Source organism: Caulobacter ginsengisoli, assembly GCF_030814835.1.
Lineage (GTDB): Bacteria > Pseudomonadota > Alphaproteobacteria > Caulobacterales > Caulobacteraceae > Caulobacter > Caulobacter ginsengisoli.
In genome coordinates this window covers 204,887-223,856 of the sequence record NZ_JAUSVS010000004.1, presented here as the reverse complement: position 1 = coordinate 223,856, position 18,970 = coordinate 204,887, and the positions used below count along the sequence as shown (strand labels likewise).

At 68.4% G+C, this 18,970-nt stretch carries 23 protein-coding genes and 1 pseudogene; 8 read left to right on the top strand and 16 right to left on the bottom strand.

Going from position 1 to position 18,970, the window contains the following annotated elements; translation table 11 throughout:
• Nucleotides 1-136: 136 nt before the first annotated feature.
• From QO010_RS12740 to QO010_RS12705, 8 genes are all read right to left on the bottom strand, one after another.
• Entirely contained in the window at nucleotides 137-1,069 is a 933-nt protein-coding gene (locus tag QO010_RS12740) for a bifunctional riboflavin kinase/FAD synthetase (protein WP_307349661.1), read from the bottom strand.
• Complete coding sequence (locus QO010_RS12735) at nucleotides 1,069-1,491, bottom strand: MaoC family dehydratase (RefSeq protein WP_307349659.1); 423 nt, start codon at nucleotides 1,489-1,491, stop codon at nucleotides 1,069-1,071. The genes QO010_RS12740 and QO010_RS12735 overlap by 1 nt, the downstream gene beginning before the upstream one ends.
• A 13-nt stretch (nucleotides 1,492-1,504) precedes the next feature.
• Complete coding sequence (locus QO010_RS12730; protein WP_307349658.1) at nucleotides 1,505-2,365, bottom strand: TIGR01459 family HAD-type hydrolase; 861 nt, start codon at nucleotides 2,363-2,365, stop codon at nucleotides 1,505-1,507.
• Between the two features lie 37 nt (nucleotides 2,366-2,402).
• Nucleotides 2,403-3,098: a 2OG-Fe(II) oxygenase gene (locus tag QO010_RS12725; RefSeq protein ID WP_307349837.1), complete on the bottom strand. Its 696-nt coding sequence runs from the start codon at nucleotides 3,096-3,098 to the stop codon at nucleotides 2,403-2,405.
• Nucleotides 3,098-3,604, bottom strand: a complete 507-nt coding sequence (locus tag QO010_RS12720) for a methylated-DNA--[protein]-cysteine S-methyltransferase (RefSeq protein ID WP_307349656.1) — start codon at nucleotides 3,602-3,604, stop codon at nucleotides 3,098-3,100. Before QO010_RS12720 ends, QO010_RS12725 begins: the two co-directional genes overlap by 1 nt.
• 81 nt (nucleotides 3,605-3,685) lie before the next feature.
• On the bottom strand, nucleotides 3,686-4,129 hold the full coding sequence (locus tag QO010_RS12715; RefSeq protein ID WP_307349654.1) for a hypothetical protein: 444 nt from the start codon (nucleotides 4,127-4,129) through the stop codon (nucleotides 3,686-3,688).
• A 4-nt stretch (nucleotides 4,130-4,133) separates the two neighbouring features.
• Nucleotides 4,134-5,387 carry a flagella assembly cyclic-di-GMP phosphodiesterase TipF gene (gene tipF / locus QO010_RS12710; RefSeq protein ID WP_307349653.1) on the bottom strand — a complete coding sequence of 418 codons (1,254 nt, stop codon included), beginning with the start codon at nucleotides 5,385-5,387 and terminating at the stop codon, nucleotides 4,134-4,136.
• Nucleotides 5,388-5,499: 112 nt separating this feature from the next.
• A complete protein-coding gene (locus QO010_RS12705) occupies nucleotides 5,500-6,375 on the bottom strand; it encodes a 3-hydroxybutyryl-CoA dehydrogenase (protein ID WP_307349651.1) in 876 nt (291 codons plus the stop codon).
• 202 nt (nucleotides 6,376-6,577) lie between these two features.
• Between QO010_RS12705 and QO010_RS12700 the strand changes: the two genes are divergently transcribed.
• Together QO010_RS12700 and QO010_RS12695 are read left to right on the top strand one after the other, a co-directional pair.
• Complete coding sequence (locus QO010_RS12700) at nucleotides 6,578-7,234, top strand: DUF4166 domain-containing protein (RefSeq protein WP_307349649.1); 657 nt, start codon at nucleotides 6,578-6,580, stop codon at nucleotides 7,232-7,234.
• Nucleotides 7,235-8,626, top strand: a pseudogene (locus tag QO010_RS12695) (TIGR01777 family oxidoreductase); the annotation flags it as partial.
• A gap of 15 nt (nucleotides 8,627-8,641) precedes the next feature.
• Here the strand turns inward: QO010_RS12695 and gcvA are convergent.
• Nucleotides 8,642-9,529, bottom strand: coding sequence for a transcriptional regulator GcvA (gene gcvA, locus QO010_RS12690; protein WP_307349647.1), 888 nt, complete (start codon nucleotides 9,527-9,529; stop codon nucleotides 8,642-8,644).
• 120 nt (nucleotides 9,530-9,649) lie between these two features.
• Between gcvA and QO010_RS12685 the strand changes: the two genes are divergently transcribed.
• Nucleotides 9,650-10,015, top strand: a complete 366-nt coding sequence (locus QO010_RS12685) for a hypothetical protein (protein WP_307349645.1) — start codon at nucleotides 9,650-9,652, stop codon at nucleotides 10,013-10,015.
• 63 nt (nucleotides 10,016-10,078) lie between these two features.
• Here QO010_RS12685 and QO010_RS12680 read toward each other — a convergent pair whose 3' ends face one another.
• Nucleotides 10,079-11,023 carry an electron transfer flavoprotein subunit alpha/FixB family protein gene (locus QO010_RS12680; RefSeq protein WP_307349643.1) on the bottom strand — a complete coding sequence of 315 codons (945 nt, stop codon included), beginning with the start codon at nucleotides 11,021-11,023 and terminating at the stop codon, nucleotides 10,079-10,081.
• Complete coding sequence (locus QO010_RS12675; protein WP_307349641.1) at nucleotides 11,023-11,772, bottom strand: electron transfer flavoprotein subunit beta/FixA family protein; 750 nt, start codon at nucleotides 11,770-11,772, stop codon at nucleotides 11,023-11,025. The genes QO010_RS12680 and QO010_RS12675 overlap by 1 nt, the downstream gene beginning before the upstream one ends.
• A gap of 113 nt (nucleotides 11,773-11,885) precedes the next feature.
• On the opposite strand from QO010_RS12675, the gene QO010_RS12670 reads away from it, so the two are divergent.
• Complete coding sequence (locus QO010_RS12670) at nucleotides 11,886-12,242, top strand: hypothetical protein (RefSeq protein ID WP_307349640.1); 357 nt, start codon at nucleotides 11,886-11,888, stop codon at nucleotides 12,240-12,242.
• A gap of 140 nt (nucleotides 12,243-12,382) precedes the next feature.
• Here QO010_RS12670 and QO010_RS12665 read toward each other — a convergent pair whose 3' ends face one another.
• Together QO010_RS12665 and QO010_RS12660 are read right to left on the bottom strand one after the other, a co-directional pair.
• Complete coding sequence (locus tag QO010_RS12665; RefSeq protein ID WP_307349637.1) at nucleotides 12,383-12,961, bottom strand: cob(I)yrinic acid a,c-diamide adenosyltransferase; 579 nt, start codon at nucleotides 12,959-12,961, stop codon at nucleotides 12,383-12,385.
• 2 nt (nucleotides 12,962-12,963) lie between these two features.
• Nucleotides 12,964-13,167, bottom strand: a complete 204-nt coding sequence (locus QO010_RS12660; protein ID WP_307349636.1) for a twin transmembrane helix small protein — start codon at nucleotides 13,165-13,167, stop codon at nucleotides 12,964-12,966.
• A gap of 325 nt (nucleotides 13,168-13,492) precedes the next feature.
• Here QO010_RS12660 and QO010_RS12655 point away from each other — a divergent pair, with 325 nt between their 5' ends.
• The 3 genes from QO010_RS12655 (at nucleotide 13,493) to QO010_RS12645 (ending at nucleotide 15,093) form a co-directional block, all read left to right on the top strand.
• Complete coding sequence (locus tag QO010_RS12655; protein WP_307349833.1) at nucleotides 13,493-13,699, top strand: CC0731 family SpdR-regulated protein; 207 nt, start codon at nucleotides 13,493-13,495, stop codon at nucleotides 13,697-13,699.
• Nucleotides 13,700-13,710: 11 nt separating this feature from the next.
• Nucleotides 13,711-14,343: a TetR/AcrR family transcriptional regulator gene (locus QO010_RS12650; RefSeq protein ID WP_307349635.1), complete on the top strand. Its 633-nt coding sequence runs from the start codon at nucleotides 13,711-13,713 to the stop codon at nucleotides 14,341-14,343.
• 147 nt (nucleotides 14,344-14,490) lie between these two features.
• On the top strand, nucleotides 14,491-15,093 hold the full coding sequence (locus tag QO010_RS12645) for a TetR/AcrR family transcriptional regulator (RefSeq protein WP_307349634.1): 603 nt from the start codon (nucleotides 14,491-14,493) through the stop codon (nucleotides 15,091-15,093).
• Nucleotides 15,094-15,124: 31 nt separating this feature from the next.
• Here the strand turns inward: QO010_RS12645 and QO010_RS12640 are convergent, their stop codons facing one another.
• Entirely contained in the window at nucleotides 15,125-16,807 is a 1,683-nt protein-coding gene (locus tag QO010_RS12640) for an acyl-CoA dehydrogenase family protein (protein WP_307349632.1), read from the bottom strand.
• Nucleotides 16,808-16,933: 126 nt separating this feature from the next.
• On the opposite strand from QO010_RS12640, the gene QO010_RS12635 reads away from it, so the two are divergent.
• On the top strand, nucleotides 16,934-17,560 hold the full coding sequence (locus QO010_RS12635) for a glutathione S-transferase family protein (RefSeq protein ID WP_307349630.1): 627 nt from the start codon (nucleotides 16,934-16,936) through the stop codon (nucleotides 17,558-17,560).
• 52 nt (nucleotides 17,561-17,612) lie between these two features.
• On the opposite strand, the gene QO010_RS12630 is transcribed toward QO010_RS12635, so the two are convergent.
• Nucleotides 17,613-18,386, bottom strand: coding sequence for an alpha/beta fold hydrolase (locus QO010_RS12630; RefSeq protein WP_307349629.1), 774 nt, complete (start codon nucleotides 18,384-18,386; stop codon nucleotides 17,613-17,615).
• A 75-nt stretch (nucleotides 18,387-18,461) separates the two neighbouring features.
• On the bottom strand, nucleotides 18,462-18,968 hold the full coding sequence (locus QO010_RS12625) for a P-loop NTPase family protein (RefSeq protein ID WP_307349627.1): 507 nt from the start codon (nucleotides 18,966-18,968) through the stop codon (nucleotides 18,462-18,464).
• Nucleotides 18,969-18,970 lie beyond the last annotated feature (2 nt).

The following is an 18,970-nucleotide window of genomic DNA, read 5'->3' as shown; positions in this document are numbered from 1 at the left end:
GGGATGGTGGTGGTGGCACAGCGTTTCCGGAGGAACGCGGGGAGGCGACCACGCCACCCTGAGCTTTTCGCCCAGGCTCCAAGCGAACACCACCAACCCTGCCCTTCCTCCATCGAGGAGGAAGGGTCGCCAACCTTCAGGCTCCGAGAAGCTTTCTAGCCTGCGCCTCATCCCGATGGATCTGCTCGACCATCAGTTCGATGGACCCGAACTTCTCCTCCGGCCGCAGGAAGGCCGCCAGTTCGGTCTCGATGACCTGGCCGTAGAGGTCCTCGTCGAAGTCGAACAGCCAGACCTCCAGCCGGGTCTCGACCTCGCCGGTGGTGGGGTTGTTGCCGATGTTGGCGACCCCCGGATAGACCCGGCCGTCGGGCAGGCGCGTGCGGGTGGCGTAGACGCCCAGGCGCGGCACCACATAGTCGGCGATCATCACATTGGCGGTGGGAAAGCCCAGCTTGCGGCCCAGCTGCTGGCCGCGCCGCACCACCCCCTCGATGGCGAACGGCCGGCCCAGCATGGCGGCGGCCTCGTCCGGATGGCCGTCGCGCAAAGCCTGCCGAATAGCGGTGGAGGAATACTTGTGGCCCTCCTCGCCGACCGGCTCGGCGACCGAGACGGTGAAGCCCAGCTCCCGGCCGTACTCGGCCATGGCCTCGGGGCTGCCCGTGCGGCCCTTGCCGAAGGAGATGTCGAAGCCGACGGCAACGTGTTTGACGCCCAGCCCGCCGGCCAGCACCGACTCGGCAAAGCCCCGGTCGGTGAAGTTGGCCATCTCGAAATCGAAGGGCAGGACGTAGAAACGCTCGACGCCCAGCGCCGCCAGCGCCCGGGCCTGCTGGTCCGGGGTCATCAGCCGGAAGGCCGGCTCCTCGGGCTGGAATAGCCGGCGGGGGTGCGGCTCGAAACTGATCACCCCCAGCGGCGCGCCCAGCTTGCGGGCCGCCTGCGCCGCCTCGGCGATGACCTCCTGGTGGCCCAGATGCACGCCGTCGAAATTGCCCAGCGCCACGGCCGCGCCGCGGTCGTCGGGGCCCAGATGCTTCCAGCCGTGGATGATGCGGAAACTCATCAGGCGCTCTTGCGGGGAACCATGATCAGCGCCTCGCCCGACAGCACCGGCTTGCCGCCGACCAGGCAGACGGTCTCCAGCGTGACCCGGGCCTTGTCGGCATCGATGGCGGTGATCGTCGCCCGGGCGGTGACCTCGTCGCCGATCTTCACCGGCCGCCGGAAGGAAAGCTGCTGCGACATGTAGATGGCGCCCGGCCCCGGCAGCCTGGTGCCGATCACCGCCGAGATGTAGCCGGCCGAGAGCATGCCGTGGGCGATGCGCTCCTTGAACGGCGTGCCGGCGGCGTAGTCCGCGTCGAGGTGGACCGGGTTGTTGTCGCCGGTGACCTCGGCGAACAACTCGATGGCCCGCTCGTCGACCGTGCGGACCAGTTCGGCGCTTTGGCCGACGCTCAGCTCTTCCAGAAACAGGCCCTTCACGGCGCTCTCCTTCTTACCAGGTCAGTTCAGCCATGGCGTAGCGGGCCTTGACGCCCTCGGCGGCCAGCAGGGCCTCGACGGCGTCGGCGTTGAGTTTGCCGTCCGGTCCCATGGCGGCCTCGCCATGGATGCCCTTGGCGATGAACAGGCAGTCCAGCCCATGGTCCTGGGCGCCCTTCACATCGGTGATGGTCCCGTCGCCGATGCACAGCACCCGGGCCGGATCGAGCGGGCGGCCCAGCAAGGTTTCCGCCTCGGTGAGAGCCAGGTCGTAGATCGGCCGGAACGGCTTGCCGGCCATCTGCACCGGCCCGCCCAGCTGGGCGTAGAGGTCGGCCAGGGCGCCGCCGCAATAAATCAGCCTGGAGCCGCGCTGCACCACATGGTCGGGATTGGCGCAGATCATCGGCAGCCCCTTGGCGGCGGCGTCGATGAAGCGGGCGCGGTAGTCCTCGGGCGTCTCGACCTCGTCGTCATAGGGGCCGGTGACGGAGATGAAGGCGGCGTCCGCTTCATCGGCGAAGGTCAGGCCCAGGCCTTCGTAGAGCGGCGCATCGCGGTCGGGGCCGATCCGCCAGGCGGGACCGGGCGCGCGCTCGGCCAGCAGCATGCGGGTGGCGTCGCCCGAGGAGACGAAGGCGCTCCAGGCGTCGGGCGACACCTTCAGCGCATCCAGTTGGGGCAGCACGTCGCTGGAGGGGCGCGGGGCGTTGGAGATCAGGATCACCGGGCCGCGCTCGGCCTTCCATCTGGCCAGGGCGGCGCAGGGGACAGGGAAGCTCTCGCGGCCGTTGTGGATCACCCCCCAGACGTCCGACAGCAGGACGTCGTAGCGGTCGGCGAGTTCGGAGAGGCCGGCGGGGAGGTCGGTCATGGCCCCGGCGGGTAGCGGCTATGTTGCGATGCGTCAATCAAGTGGCGTCATGGAAGATGACCCCCAGCGTCCGGCGGCGACCCGCGCGGATGGTGGCCACGCCGTGGCGCAGGATGCGGCGATGGACCCCCCGGCTGCCCTCGGCCGGCCGGTCGCGCACGGCGAAGATGACCCCGCAGCCCTTGGTCAGCGGCACGACCTCGGGCCGCGACTGCTGGCGCGGCCGCTGCTCGACCAGCACGAACTCGCCGCCCTCGAAGTCCGCGCGCGGTTCGTCGAGCAGGAATGCGGCCTGCAGGGGGAAGACCTCCTCGCCATAGAGGTCCTGGTGCAGGCAGTTGTAGTCGCCGGGACCATAGGTGAGCATCAGCGGCGTCGGACGAAGCTGTCCTGCCGCATGGCAACGGGCGGCGTAGGCTTCATGAGTGTCCGGAAACCCGCCCGCCGTTCCCAGCCGCTCGGCCCAGCGGTTGGCCACTACCGCGAGCTGCGGATAGAGGCCGGTCCTCAGGCGCTGGACCAGGTCGGGCAGCGGATAGTCGAAGTAGCGGTACTCGCCCCGTCCATAGCCATGCCGGGCCATGACGATCGTCTTGCGAAAGCCGGCCGGCCTCTCATAGAGGCCGGCCAGCCGTTCGCAGTCGGCGGCGTCCAGCACCGGGCCGGTGAGCGCCCAGCCGCGCTCGTCCAGCTCGGCGCCGATTCGGGTCCAGTCGAGGTCGGCTGGATCGATCACAGCGCCGCCTCACGGGCCAGCAACGCCCGCTTACGCTCGACGCCCCAGCGATAGCCGGAGAGCCCGCCATCCGCCCGCACCACCCGGTGACAGGGGGTGATCACCGCCAGAGGGTTGGCGGCGCAGGCCTGGGCGACCGCCCGGGCCGCCTTGGGCCGGCCGATGGCGGCGGCAACCTCAGCATAGCTGGCCGTCGAGCCGGCCGGGATGGCGCGCAGGGCGGTCCAGACCTCTTGCTGCAGCGGGGTGCCGGCCGCATCGAGGGGCAGGTCGACGGGCTTGCCGGGCTCGGCGACCAGGGCGGCCAGGCTTTTCAACGCCGGAGCCAGGGCGGCGTTGTCCTCGACCAGCTGAGCGGCGGGGAAGCGGGCCGCGAGGTCGGCGGCCAGGGCCTTGGCGTCATCGCCCAGGATGGCGAGGCGCAGGCCGGTTTCGGAGACGGCGGCCAGGACCAGACCGAGATCGGTGCGGCCGGTGGCGTAGCGAAGGGTTTCTTGAGTCATCGGATCTCTCCTTGCGATGGGGAGATGATGAGGCCAGGCGGGCCGGGAAGCATTCCGATGCTTGCTATGCAAACCGGAAAACTACCCGGCTCCGACCTTGATCCATTTGAGGCGCGCCAGGTCGATCCGAGCCAACCGCAGGGCCTCCATCACTTCCGCCCGCGAGGCCTGGCGGGTCTCGAAGATCGCCCGCTGGAAAAAGCTCGCGCCGATGCCAAAGCCAATCATCAGATCTTTGTCGCCGCGGTAGAAATACAGCGTCACTTCCGGAATCGGGGCGCCGGCCCAGGGGACGGAGAAGCGGTCGCGCCGCGCATTGACAAAGTCGGCCAGCGCCTGCCGGGTGGCAAGATCGTCGATGCGGTTGGCCCGATCGAACGGCGGCGCGTAGGCCGCATTGGGATCGCCCGTATAGCGGACGCCGATCCAGTCCGGTGTCGGAACCTCGGGAAGGGTCTTGCCGCCTACGCTGGCGCAGGAGGCCGTCAGGATCGCCGGAAGGGCCAGCAGCGCGCGCCGGTTCAAGGCCCTACCGCGCCCCCACCCGACGCAGCAGGCTGGTGCGCATGAAGTCGGCCGGCGGGTCGGCCTCGGCCAGGACGGCGTCGCGGATGGCGCGGGGTTCGCCGAACAGGTGGCCCTGGCCGAAGGCGATGTCGAGCTCGAGGATGTCGACGATCTGGCGCTCGCTCTCGACCTTCTCGGCGATCACCTCGACCCCGTAGCGGCGGGTCAGGCGGGCGAAGTCGGAGGCGTGCAGGTCCGGCAGCGAACGCAGGACCAGACGGCCGTCGGTCTCTTCCAGCTGGTCCAGCATCATCTGGGCGCCGACCTTGACGAACTTGACGTCGGCGCGGCTGAGGTCCTGGAAGTCGAGGTCCAGGTCGATGACCTTGTCGAGGCTGAAGCGGAAGCCCAGGTCCGCCAGCCGGGCCATGTGCCGGGCCTCGACCGCGCCGCGCGATTCGAAGGCCGCCTGGCCCAGCTCGAAGATCAGGGCCCCGGCCAGGTCCTTGTTGCCGGACAGGAATTCCAGGAACTGCGGGAAGAAGTTCTCGTCGGCCAGGCTGGCCAGCGAGATGTTGCAGAAGATGCCGACCTTGCGGTCCTGCTTGGCCAGCCGCCGGACGATCTGCACGCAGCGGAACAGCAGCAGGTTGTCGATGGCCGCCACCAGCCCCTCGGGCTCGGCCACGGCCAGGTATTCGGCCGGCATCATCACCCGGCCGGTGTCGTCGCGCAGCCGCGAGAAGCTCTCATAGAAGACCGTGCGGCGCTGGGGCAGGCTGACCACCGGCTGCAGGTAGAGGTCGACCCGGCCCTCGGCCAGGGCGTCGCGGACGGTGTCGAGCAGGGCGGCCGACTGGGCCGAGCGTCCGGCGGCGGGACGGGCCACCTGCACCTGGTGGGTCAGGTTGTGCTCCAGCCGCTCGCCCATGCGCTGGACGATGTCCTCCAGCATATGGACCTCGCTGGAAAGCGCTTCTGAACGGCGAAGCGCGTCGTCGGTGACGGTTTCGACCAGCTCGCTCATGCGGGCGTCGATCTTCTCGAGCTGGCCGGCGAGAATGAGCTGGGCTTCGCGCAGGTTTTCCAGTTCGCCGCGCAGGGCGCCGCTTTCGAAGCCGCGCAGGATCAGGCCGTGAATAGCCACCAGCCCCGCCAGGGTCCCCACGAACAGGGCGGCGCCAATCGGCAGCGCCCCCTGGCCCAGAAGGACGGCCACGGTCAGAGCGATACAGAAGTAGGCGGCGCCAAACAGCGCCAGGGTGAGCCTTTGCATCGGGTCCTGACCAGACGAATCGATAAGGATTATCGACTGCGTCCGATCATGGTGTCCAAATGATTAAAGCTTTGCGGCTGCGGCTTGTGCGCGCTGCCGCCTCGCGAGGCCCCTAGCGGGTGGGAACCGGCACGTCGCCGCGGTAGTCGTAGAAGCCGCGGCCGACCTTCTTGCCCAGCCAGCCGGCCTCGACATACTTCACCAGCAGCGGACAGGGGCGGTATTTGCTGTCCGCCAGGCCGTCGTGCAGCACGTTCATGATCGACAGCACGGTGTCCAGGCCGATGAAGTCGCCCAGTTCCAGCGGGCCCATCGGGTGGTTGGCGCCCAGCTTCAGCGCGTTGTCGATGGCCTCGACGGTCCCGACGCCCTCATACAGGGTGTAGATGGCCTCGTTGATCATCGGCACCAGCACGCGGTTGACGATGAAGGCTGGGAAGTCCTCGGCGTTGGTGGTGATCTTGCCCAGCGAGCGGGCGAAGGACACGGCCTGTTCGTAGGTGGCCACATCGGTGGCGATGCCGCGGATGACCTCGACCAGCTTCATCTGCGGGACGGGGTTCATGAAATGCAGGCCGATGAACCGCTCGGGCCGGTCGGTGATCGAGGCCAGGCGGGTGATCGAGATCGACGAGGTGTTGGAGGCCAGCAGGGCGTCGGCCTTGAGGTGCGGATGCAGCGAGCGGAAGATGGCCTTCTTGACCTCTTCGTTCTCGGTGGCCGCCTCGACGATCAGGTCTGCCCCGCCGGTGGCGGCCAGGTCGGCGGAGCGAATCCGCCCCAGCGCCGCCTCGCGGTCGGCGTCGGTGATGACGCCCTTGGCCACCTGGCGGCTCATATGGCCGTCGATGATCGCCAGGGCTTCCTTGATCTTGTCCGGCTCGATGTCGTTGAGCAGCACGTCATAGCCGCCAAGGGCGCAGACATGCGCGATGCCCTGACCCATCTGGCCCGCGCCGATGACGCCGACCGTCCTGATATCCACCATTCGGCCCAATTCCTTGGCGATTTGGCGCGCCCGACCTGAGGGCTCGCCGCAACAGGCCGACCTTCTAACACGACAAACCCCACCGACGGAAAGCGTTTGCTGCACCGCAACGAACAAGGTGTGACTCTCTTGCGACAGCGAAGCATTGCTGCTATTTCTGTAATAACAGAAATATAAGAAATAGCCTGCGAGGAGCGCGGCGATGGCTTTTCTGGATCTGGCCCCACCCTGGACCCCGGCAAGGCCCAGGCACGCAACGACTCCCGATTTCGCCCGACTCCTCGGTAGAGCCTGGAACGACCTGCCGACGGCCGTGCAGGCCAGGTTCGGAACCGCCAGCCATCACCGCGTTGTGGTCTACAGCGGCGAGATGGTCGTGCGGGCCAACCCGGTCGGCTGGCTGTTCGCCCAGGTCTGCCGGCTGATCGGCACCCCGCTGGCCCCCTGGCGCGGCGCGGACGTGCCGGTGCGGGTGGACGTACATCTGGACCAACGCGGCGGCCTGGCCTGGGACCGCACCTACGATTTCGCCGGCCACCGGCCGGTCATGGTCTCCTCCGCCAAGCTGATGAGCCCCAGCGGCGCCCTGATGGAGGTGGTGCGCGGGGGCCTTGGCATGACCCTGGCCGTCACGGTCGAGGACCGCGCCCTGCATTTCCGCAGCCTGGCCTATTTCGCCACGCTCGGTCCCATCCGTCTCCCCCTGCCCCTGCTGACCAGCCCGGGCCGGGCGCATGTCATCCATACCGATATGGGCGGCGGGACCTTCCGCTTCACCCTGATCTTCACCCACCCGCTGTTCGGCGAGACCCTGTTCCAGGACGGCCTGTTCCGGGACCCGCCGGAGGGAGTGCTTTAAATGACCGCCGTCATCGTCCTGATGCTGCTGCAGGGCCTGCTGGGCGCCTACGACACCTTCGCCCATCACGAACTGGCGGCCGGCCTGCCGGGCAAACCGCAGGCCCGGGCGGAACTGGCGCTGCATGGCGCCCGCGAATGGATTTATGGCCTGGTCTATCTTGGCCTGGCCTGGCTGGCCTTCCAGGGCGTCTGGGCCCTGATCCTGGCGGCGATCATGGCCGTCGAGGTGGTCATCACCCTGAAGGACTTCCTGCTGGAGGACCGAACCCGCCGCCTGCCGCCCAGCGAGCGGGTGCTGCACACCGTCATGGCCCTGGTGTTCGGCGCGGTGCTGGCTGTGCTGGCGCCGGTGCTGGCCGCCTGGGGTCAATTGCCGACCGGGCTGGCTTTGCAGAACCACGGCCTCGGCTCCTGGGCGATGACAGCCATGGGCGCTGGCGTGCTGGTCTGGGCCGTGCGGGACACCCTGGCCGCCCGCGCGAAAAGTCCAGCCGCCGCGCCGCCGGCGGCGCCCAACGGCCGCACCGTCCTGATCACCGGCGCCACCGGCTTCCTGGGCCCGGCCCTGATCGACGCCCTGCTGGCGGCCGGCTGGCGGGTGATGGCCCTGACCAGGGACGGGCTGTCGGCCCGGGCCCGGTTCGGCGAGCGGGTGCTGGTGCTGGAGAGCCTCGATCATCTCCCGGCCGAGACCCGCATCGATGCGTTGGTGAACCTGGCGGGGGCGCCGGTCATCGGCGGCCTCTGGACCAGGGGGCGGCGCGAGACCCTGCTGGGCAGCCGCCTCAACGTCACCCGCGCCTTGCTGGCCCTGGCCGAGCGGCTTGAGCGCAAGCCCGCCGTGCTGATCAGCGCCTCGGCCACCGGCTACTATGGCGACCGCGCCGAGGAAGGGCTCAGCGAGGCCAGCGGCCCCTCGCGCGGCTTCATGAGCGAACTGTGCTGGCGCTGGGAGGCCGAGGCGGTGAAGGCCTCGGAACTGAACATCCGGGTCTGTCTGCTCAGGCTCGGCATGGTGTTCGACTGGCGCGGCGGCCCGCTGCCGCTGATGGGCCTGCCGTTCCGGTTCGGGCTGGGCATGGTGATGGGAACGGGGCGGCAGTGGACGCCCTGGATCGGCCGCCATGACGCGATCCGCATCGTGCTGGCGGCCCTGGACGACCCGCGCTGGCGGGGGCCGGTCAACGCCGTGGCCCCGGACCTGGTCACCCAGAAGGCCTTCGCCGACCGCCTGGCCCGCTGGCTGAAGCGGCCCCGCTTCCTGGCCGCCCCGGCCTTGGCCCTGCGCCTACCGATGGGCGAGATGGCCGACCTGTTCCTGGCCAGCCAGCGGGTTTTGCCGCGCCGGCTTTCCGAGCTGGGCTTCGTCTTCGAACAGCCCCGACTGGAGGACGTCTTCCGGAGCTCAGACCCCGTCCGCCTCCCGCGCCGCCTCGGCGAGCAGCCAGTCGCGCAGGCGGTGGATGCGGGCGAGCTTGGGACTATCGCTGCGCCAGACCAGGAAATAACCCATGTCGGCGCAGAGCTCGTCGGCGAACAGCCGCACCAGGCGGCCTGAACGCAGATCCTCACCCACCAGCCCGCTGCGGGCCAGGGCCACGCCCATGCCCTGCACGGCGGCGTCCAGCAGCATGGCCGAGTCCTCGAACACCAGCCCCCGGGCCGGCGGCGCCTGATCCAGTCCCATTCGCTCAAACCACAGCCGCCAGGGCCAGATGGTGTGGTGCAGCAGCGGGGCGCCGGCCAGGTCGGCGGGCGAGGTCATCGGGTGTCTGGCCAGGAAGTCGGGCGTCGCCACCGCGAACAGCCGGTCCATGAACAGCGGCGCCACCTCCAGGCCCGGCCAGTTTCCCTCGCCGTGACGCAGGCCGGCGTCGACCCCATCGGTGACGAAGTCGGCCATCCGCATCTCGACCCGCAGCAAGAGTTCGGTCTCGTCGATCTCGGCGGTCAGCCGGCCCAGCTTGGGGGCCAGCCAGCGGGTGGCGAAGGCCGGCACGGTGGAGAGCACCAGCGGTCCGCTGCACTGCTCCCGCACCGCCTCGACCCCGCGCCTGAGGGTCGCCAGAGCCTGTGACACCTCCCCGGCCAGGGTCAGGGCCGAGGCGGTGGGGACCATGCCGTTGCCCTGCCGCACGAACAGGGTGGTCCCCAGTTCCTCCTCCAGCCGGCGGATCTGCTGGCTGACCGCGCCATGGGTCACCGCCAGCTCGTCGGCGGCGCGGCTGTAGCTCTGATGGCGGGCCGCCGCCTCGAGGGCGCGCAGGGCGATGAAGGGCGGCAGCCGGCTCATTGTGAGATGTTAGCCGGACTCACAAGCACCTGCAAAAGCTATCGTTCGTAATTCGAGGTCGGAGCGCGCATCTGTCTCCTCACGGCGCCGCTTCCTCCCTCACACCGAAAGACCCCGACCATGACCTTCCGCCCGCTTCTCCTGGCGGCGACGGCGCTCGCCGCCGTCGTCAGTCTCTCACAAGCCAACGCCTCGCCCGCCGCCGACCAATGGCTGGCCGGGGCCCGCGGCCAGATCCAGGCCCGGCTGACCGCCGCCGGCCTGACCGACCCCGTCGCCGTGCAGATCAAGGTGTCGACCGACCCGCGCGGCTACGCCCTGCAGCTGACCGGCGGCAACCGCGACGACCAGGCCGCGGCCGGGGCCGCCCTCAAGGGCCTGAAATTCGCCAGCCCGCCCGACGAACTGCTGGGTCGCAAGGTGACCTTCAGGCTGGGCGAGCCGCAAACGATCGCGGCCGCCGGTGCGAAGACCGACGGCCGCTAGATCTCTTCAAAGCTCCGAGCACTGCGGGAGGTCGGGAAACCGGCCTCCCGGCTTTTTTGCTGTCTACTTTCCGATCGCGGTGAGCGCGTCCATCAGCTCAGGCACGGCGTTCTTGTAATCCGCCACCAGGCCATAATCGGCGACCTGGAAGATCGGCGCGTCGGCGTCCTTGTTGATCGCCACGATGACCTTGGAGTCCTTCATGCCGGCCAGGTGCTGGATGGCGCCCGAGATGCCGATGGCGATGTAGAGCTCAGGGGCCACGACCTTGCCGGTCTGGCCGACCTGGTAGTCGTTGGGCGCATAGCCGGCGTCGACGGCGGCGCGGCTGGCGCCCACGGCGGCGCCCAGCTTGTCGGCCAGGGGCTCGATCACCTTGTGGAACTCTTCGGCCGAACCCATAGCCCGGCCGCCCGACACCACGATCTTGGCGGCGGTCAGTTCCGGACGGTCCGACTTGACCATCTCTTCGGAGACGAACTTGGTCTTGGCCGCGTCGGCGCCGGCCGAGGCCGATTCGACGCTGGCCGAGCCGCCTTCGCCGGCCGCCTTGAAGGCGGTGGCGCGGACGGTCAGCACCTTCTTGGCGTCGGAGGACTGCACCGTCTCCAGCGCGTTGCCGGCATAGATGGGCCGGGTGAAGGTGTCGGCCGAGACGATGGCCAGCACGTCGGAGATGATGGCCACGTCCAGCTTGGCGGCGACCCGCGGGGCGAAGTTCTTGCCGCCGGCAGTGGCCGGGACCAGCACGGCGTCATAGCCGCCCATCAGGCCCACCACGGTGGCGGCCTGGGCTTCGGCGACGGCGTGGCCGAGGTCGGCGCTCTCGGCCAGCAGCACCTTGCGCACGCCCTCGATCTTGGCGGCGGCGTCGGCGACGGCCTTGGCGCCCTGGCCCATGACCAGGACATCGACGTCGGACGAAACGGCCAGGGCGGCCGTCACGGTCTTGTTGGTGGAATCGCGCAGGTGCGCGTTGTCGTTATCGGCGACGACGAGAACGGCCATCAGATAACCCCCGCTTCGTTCTTCAGCTTGCCAACCAGATCGGCGGCGGTTTCCAGCTTGACCCCGGCCGAGCGCTTGGCCGGCTCGGCGACCTTGAGGACCTTCAGGCGAGGCGCGACGTCGACGCCGTAATCGGCGACCGTCTTCATCGCGATTTCCTTCTTCTTGGCCTTCATGATGTTCGGCAGCGAGGCGTAGCGCGGCTCGTTGAGGCGCAGGTCGGCGGTGATCACCGCCGGCAGCTGCACTTCCACGGTCTGCAGGCCGCCGTCCACTTCGCGGATCACCGCGGCCTTGCCGCCGGAGATCTCGACCTTGGAGGCGAAGGTGGCCTGGGGCCAGTCCAGCAGGGCCGAGAGCATCTGGCCGACGGCGTTGTTGTCGCCGTCGATGGCCTGCTTGCCCATCAGCACCAGGTCGGGCTTTTCCTCATCGACCACCGCCTTGAGCAGCTTGGCGACGGCCAGGGGCTCGGGGTCGGTGTCGGAAACGATCAGGATGCCGCGGTCGCCGCCCATGGCCAGGCCAGTTCGTATAGTTTCTTGGGCCTGTTGCGGGCCGATGGAGACCAGCACCACCTCGGTGGCGACGCCCTTCTCCTTGAGGCGGACGGCTTCCTCGACGGCGATCTCGCAGAAGGGGTTCATCGCCATCTTGACGTTGGCGAGGTCGACGCCCGTCTGGTCGGGCTTAACCCGCGCCTTGACGTTGGAATCGATCACCCGCTTGACCGGGACAAGCAGCTTCATGGGTGTTTACCGCCCTATTGTGCGTTGCGAAAAGTATGCGGAGTCAGGGCAATACAGGCTTGAGCCAGCATTGCAAGTTTCCCTCTGGGGAAGCGTGAGGTAGAGGGCGGCCCATGAACGCATCGATCAACCGCCTGAAGATCATCTTCATGGGCATCTTCGCCGTCGCCGTGGTGGCCATCTGGGGCTACCAGCTGTTCTGGGTCTGGCCAGCCAATGACTGCGCCAAGGCCGGGGGTTGGTGGGACAGCCACGCGCGGGTCTGCGGCATGCCCATCTTTATTCCCAGCATAACCGGCCGGCCGGCCGGGATGAGCCGCGAGGCCTGGTCCAGGCTGCAGGCCGAACGGCTGGTCCAGGGCAAGATCTCGGCCGACCCCTACGCGCCGCCCCCGCAGACGAAGGCGCCTCAGCCCGCCGCCAAGCCGGCGCCTTCTCCCGCGCCCGCGCCCGCTCAGGCCAAGAAGTAGCTCTCTTAATACCGCTCATCCCCGCGAAAGCGGGGACCCGGGCGTTTTTCGTAGCGGGCTTTCAGCCGCCCAGACCTGTCAGAACCGCCCCAAACAGCAAAAAGCCTGGGTCCCCGCTTTCGCGGGAATGAGCGGGGTAGCTAGCGGTTGGCCCCCGGCGTCCACAGGACGTCGGCGCCGCCCTTGTCGTTGGTCCAGCGGGCGGCGACGAACAGCAGGTCGGACAGGCGGTTGAGGTATTTCACCGCCTCGGGGCTGACCACCTCCCCCTCTGCCGCCGCCAGGGCCACGCAGGCCCGCTCGGCCCGCCGGCAGACCGTGCGGGCGACGTGCAGATACGCCGCCGCCGGCGATCCGGCCGGCAGCACGAACGAGGTCAGGGCGGAAAGCTCGGCGTTCATTCTGTCGATCTCGGCCTCGAGCCGGTCGACCTGGGCCTGGAGGATGCGCAGCGGCTCCCAGGCCGGCTTCTCGCCCGTGTCGGGGGTGGCCAGGTCCGCGCCCAGGTCGAAGAGATCGTTCTGGATGCGGCTCATCACGGCGTCCAGCCAGGGATCGGCGGCCAGATGCAGCCGGACCACGCCCAGGCAGGCATTGGTTTCGTCCACCCCGCCATACGCCTCGACCCGCAGCGAGGCCTTGCTGACCGGTTCGCCCGTGGCCAGCCGGGTCAGGCCCTGGTCGCCCGTGCGGGTATAGATGCGGTTGAGAGTCACCATCCTCAGTGGACCTGCGAACGCCACCAGGCGGCGGCCACCAGCACCAGAATCGCGATGAACTGCAGCACTACACGCAGCCGCATCAGCTTGTTGGACCAGCTGCGCCCGAAATCCCCGCCCCTGAACAGCGCGTAGATGCCGAAAGCCAGAACGGTGGCCACGGCTGCCAGCGCCACGGTTATGGCCAGATTGATCGTTAGGTTCATCGGCTGAGGTTAGTCCGCCGCAATCCCTTACGCCACATGGGTTTGCACTGCACCATAACGAGCGCGTTCATCGAATCTGTTCGGCGAGACGTCTTGTCGCATGGTCCCCGAAATGAGTGGATGCTACCGGTATCCTGCTCCAAAAGCCGTGTTTTTGCCCTATTTTTTCGCTTGCGTCAGTTTCGCGCAGCCTGTATTGCGCCCGACCCTGGCTCCATGAAGTCAGTTCGTTGAACATGATCGACACCTCACCGCGGGTCTGTTCAACACCTATTCGACGCGGGGAGGCAGAAACGGAGCACGCATGGTCGCCCAGGCCGAGCCGATGTCCGCCGCCTCCGGGGCGGCGGATCGGGAAGACACTATCAGTGAAGTGCGTCAGTTGATTTCCGACCTGCGCGACGCCGCCCAGGACGGGCGTCACCTCGCACAGCGATATGCCGAGATTTTGCAGAACGTCGTTGACGAATACTGCGTGGAATTCGAGAAGCGTGCAGAAGCCGCCCTCGTCAGATTGGAGGCGGTCCAGTGAACCATGTGCCCATGCGCGTAATTGCAGCTTCTACACGTCCGGCGAAGATTACCCGCCGGGCGCTCGCCAAACAGCAGACTCGGGAAAAGGTCCTGCTGGCCGCGCGGCAACTCTTCACCGAGCGCGGCTATGAAGGCGCCACCATCCGCGACATCGCCCGCGCCGCCGGCATGTCGACTGGCGCGGTGTTCGCCAGTTTCGCCGACAAGTCGGAACTGTTCGGCGACATCCTGACCGCCGACCACGCCGCCCTGACCGAGGCCATGAGCGATGCGGCTCAGGGCAAGACCACGGTCGATTCGGCGCTGATGGCCATGTTCAAGGCCGGCTACGATTTCCACTATCCGCAGCTGCCGCTGTTCGCGGCCGGCGTGGCGGTGTCCTGGACCTGGACGGAGTCCTCCGAACAGCGCAACCGCGAAGCCGTCCGCCCGATCCGCGACCTGATCCTGCAACAGCTGCGGGCCGGAGTCGAACGCGGCGAGCTGGTCGAGCGCCACGACATGCGCCTGGTGGCCAGCACGCTTTGGGACACCTACGTGCGCAGCTATCGCCGGGCGGTGTTCGATGGCTGGTCGAGCGACGATCTGCAGACTCTGCTGCGCGACCAGGTCGCCTTGATCCTGGCCGGACTGCGGGCTTAGGTCCGGGCGCGGCCGGCGGGCCGGCCGAATCGGGAGCGATTCCCCGATTCGGGTATGTCCGCCGGCTGCGACGGTTTTTAGCCACGTTTAGGGTGAGGCCCCTTAAGTCGGCCGACTTGGGGTGGAGAGGACGCTGGGGGTAGGCGTTTGGGGGTAAGAGAGAGCCAGAAACAGGAGACGCGCCGCAAGGTGCTCGACGCCGCGCGCGACCTGTTCAACGAGATCGGCTTCGACGAGACGACCATCCGCGCGGTGGCCGAGCGGGCCGGCGTGTCCGTCGGCAGCGTCTTCACCACCTTTTCCAGCAAGGCTCACCTGCTCAGCCAGGTGATGGAGGACCGGGTCGACCTGCTGTTCCATGAACTGCAGCGAGTCGTGCCGCACCTGCGCGGCTCCACCGCCGACCGGCTCTGCTCGATCTTCGCCATCCACTATGAGTTCGAGACCCGGCGCGACAAGCTGTTCCTGGCCCATGTCGCCGCCGCCTTCAGCCCCAACCTGGAGGAAGGGGTCATCCCCTACGGCCAGAACGCCCGCTTCCGGGGCATGATCCTGGAGACCCTGCAGAGCGGCGTTTCGCGCGGCGATGTCTGCAACAGCATCGACCTGGACCTGGCCCTGACCTCGCTGATGGCCGCCTACGGCTGGAACTACCGCCTGGCCGCCCAGCGGCGCGCCACCGCCCAGGAGATGAGCGACCTGATGGACCGGCAGATCCTGCTGCTGTTCAACGGGCTGAAGCCTAGGTGATCTTCATCCTCCCCCTCTGGGGGAGCATGGCTCAAGCGTTCGGCCCGTCTTCCAGCAGCCGCCGCCCGATCACCTGGGCCTGGATCTCCCCCGCCCCCTCGAAGATGTTGAGGATGCGCGCATCGGCCAGGACGCGGCTGATCTCGTACTCCATGGCAAAGCCGTTGCCGCCATGGATCTGCAGCGCGTTGTCCGCCGCCGCCCAGGCCACCCGCGCCGCCACCAGCTTGGCCATGCCGGCCTCCAGGTCGCAGCGCTTGCCCTCGTCCTTCGAGCGGGCGGCGAAATAGGTCAGCTGGCGCACGCCCATGATCTCGGCGGCCATCATCACCAGCTTGTTGGAAACCCGCGGGAATTCGAAGATGGCCTGGCCGAACTGCTTGCGGTCGAGCGCGTAGGCCAGCCCCAGTTCCAGTCCGCGCTGCGCCACCCCGATCGCCCGGGCCGCCGTCTGGATGCGGGCGCTCTCGAAGGTGGCCATCAGCTGCTTGAAGCCCTGGCCCTCGACCCCGCCCAGCAGATTGGCCGCCGGCACGGTGAAGCCGTCGAAGCCGATCTCGTACTCCTTCATGCCGCGATAGCCGATCACCCCGATCTCCCCGCCGCTCATGCCAGGGGTCGGGAAGGGCTGGGTCTCGTCGCCGCGCAGCTTGGGGGCCAGCAGCATGGAAAGGCCGCGATAGTCGCTGGTGGCCGGATCGGTGCGGACCAGCAGGGTCATGACGTCGGCCCGGGCCGCATGGGTGATCCAGGTCTTGTTGCCGGTCACGCTGTAGAGGTCGCCGTTCAGCACCGCGCGGGTGCGCAGCGAGCCCAGGTCCGAACCGGTGTTGGGTTCGGTGAAGACGGCGGTCGGCAGGATCTCGGCGGTGGCGATGCGCGGCAGCCATTCGGCCTTCTGCGCCTCGGTCCCGCCGGTCAGGATCAGTTCGGCGGCGATCTCCGAGCGGGTGGCCAGCGAGCCGACCCCGATCCAGGCCCGGCTCAGCTCCTCGGAGACCACGCACATGGCGGTCTTGCCCATGCCGGCCCCGTCATAGTCTTCCGGGATGGTCAGGCCGAAGACGCCCAGCTCGCCCAGCGCCTGCACCACCTCCATCGGGATCAGCTCGTCACGCAGGTGCCAGCCATGGGCGAACGGCACCACCTTCTCGTCGGCGAAGGCGCGGAACTGGTCGCGGATCATCTCGAAGGTTTCGTCGAGACCCGTCTTCTCGACCGTCGCATGGCCCTGAGCCGACGCCAGCAGGGTCGCCAGGCGGTTTTTGACGCCCTGGCCGCCGCCCTCGGTCATCAGCCTGACCAGGGCCGGAGCGAACAGCCGGTTCATCGTCTCGCGCGAGTCGGTCAGGTCGGCGGGCCGGACGATCTCGCCCAGGTTCATCGGGATGCCGCCGACCAGTTGGGCGGCGTATTCGGCGAAGAGGAGCTGGGCCAGCAGGGCCTCGGTCTCGCCGAACGATCCCTCTGCCGACAGCCGCTCGGCCCAGCCGGCCACCTGGTTCATCAGTTCGGCATAGGAGGCGTACCAGCCCAGGCCATGCACCGCCTGCTGCTCGCGGTCGGCGGCGGCCCGGTCGACCTTGCCGCCGACGGTGATCTTGGCCCGGACCGCCCCGCGCGCCTCGTGCACGAAAGCCCCGGCCCCATCGGCCGCGCCGCGCAGCAGCGTCGTCAGGCCAGACAGCACGAGATCAGGCAGCACGGCGGTCATGGACGCAAGTTCCCCTCGAAAATATGGTGCGCCGCAGTATAGATATTCCGCGCCTGCGAACAATCGGCGAGCTTGCGGGCAGGAATTTGCGCATGCTCCAATGGAGCCGAAACCGGAGCTGAGCCCATGATCGTCGTCCACCACCTCAACGAGTCGCGCTCGCAGCGCATCCTCTGGCTGCTGGAGGAGCTGGGCCTCGCCTATGACATCGTCTTCCACCAGCGCAACGCCGAGACCCGGCTGGCCCCGCCCGAGCTGGTCGCCATCCATCCACTGGGCAAGTCACCGGTGATCACCGACAACGGCCTGACGGTCTACGAATCGGGCGCGATCATCGACTACGTCATCCGCCGCCACGCCAACGGACGATTGGCGCCCGACCCGTCCACGGCCGACTATGACCGCTATCAGATGTGGCTGCATTATGCCGAGGGCTCGGCCATGCTGCCGCTGATGCTCAACATGTATGTCATGCGGCTGGGCGAGGCCGGCGCGCCGCTGAAGCCGCGCATCGAGAGCGAGGTCGGCAATCACCTGGGCTATGTCGACGGGGCGCTGAAGGGCCGCGAGTTCCTGGTCGGCGACAGCCTGACCGGCGCCGACATCCAGATGAGCTTCGTCGCCGAGGTGGCCAAGGCCTTCGGGGTGCTGCCGAAATATCCGTCGATGCAGGCCTGGATCGAGCGGCTGCACGCCCGCCCCGCCTGGAAGAAGGCGCTGGAACGCGGCGGGCCCTACGCGCTGGGCGCTTGATGCTTGGAGCCCGTCCAGGCGGCGAACCGCTTCACACTTCGCCTGACGGGCTCTAGCCGAAAGGCTCGTCCAGATACCCATCCAGGAAGTCGAACACCGCCGCCTTGAGCAGGGCGTGGGGGATGGCGTTGAAGTGGTCGCAGCCGGCCAGGGTGATGGCCTTGGCCCCGCGGATGGCGTCGGCCAGGCCGTGCGGGTCGCCGGCCAGTTCGTCCCGGGCGCCAGCGGCCACCAGGGTGGGGACCGAGATGGCGAAGAGGTCGTCGCGGTCCGGAACCGAGCGCACGGCCTCGGTGCAGGCGGCCAGCGCCAGGCGATCCTCGCCCTGCTCGTCGGCGAAGTGGCGGAAGCTGCGCAGCATCGGATCGCCGATCGATTCGGGATCGTCGGCCCGCATCGCCTCGGCCATCGACGGCCCTTCCTCGCGCGGCTCGAACATCCGCCCGCCGACCCCGCCCAGGATCAGGTGGTTCAGCCGATCCTGGTGGCTGAGCGCCAGGCCCAGCGACAGGTGGGCGCCCATGGAATAGCCGATCAGATCGACCCGGCCGAGGTCCAGGTGGTCCATCAGCCCCAGCACATCGCCGACCATCTTTGCCCGGCCATAGGCTTCGGCTTCGTGCGGTTTACCGCTTTCGCCATGCCCACGCAGATCCAGCGCGATGACGCGCTGTCCGCGCCGTTCGAACGCGGCGTACCAGCCGGTGCGTTTCCAGGCTTCGTTGCGATTGGAGGAGAACCCGTGCACCAGCAGGGCCGGCCGGCCGTCGCGCGGTCCCAGGTCGTCGAAGACGATTGGGACGCCATCGGAGATGAACTCAGCCATGCAGGCTCCGGCTCATCGTCTCCTCCCCCGAGGGTGATGATTTTACGGACACCGTGACGGGCGTCGGCCTGTTGTTCAAGCCCTGGCCAGGAAGGCGGCGATCTCAGCGTCGCTCCGCAGGCGGATCACCGGGATATCCGGCGCATGCCGGGCGATGGCTGCCTCGACTCTGGGGCGAGTGAGGCGGTCCCAGGTCCAGATATAGGCCAGGAACTGCGGGTCGAACTTCTCGGCGCAGCCCTGCGCCATGTCCGGCCGGTTGGGACCGCGCTCGCGCACGACGCGCCACAGGGCCCGGGCGAGGCACAGCCAGCGCGGCTGCTCGATCCAGATGATGGTGTCCGCCCGGCCCAGGGTCAGGTCCGAGACATGGGTGATGAAGTTGCCGTCGGCGATCCAGGTCTCGCCAGCGGTGGCGGCCTGTAGCCGCTCGCGAAAGGGCTCTGTCTCGCTGGGCGCCCAGCCGGGCCGCCAGTAGAGGACGTCCAGATGCACGGCCGGCAGGCCCAGCCTCTGGCTCAAGGCCCGGGTCAGGGTCGACTTGCCGCCGCCCGAGCGGCCAAGGATGGCCACCCGGTTCATGG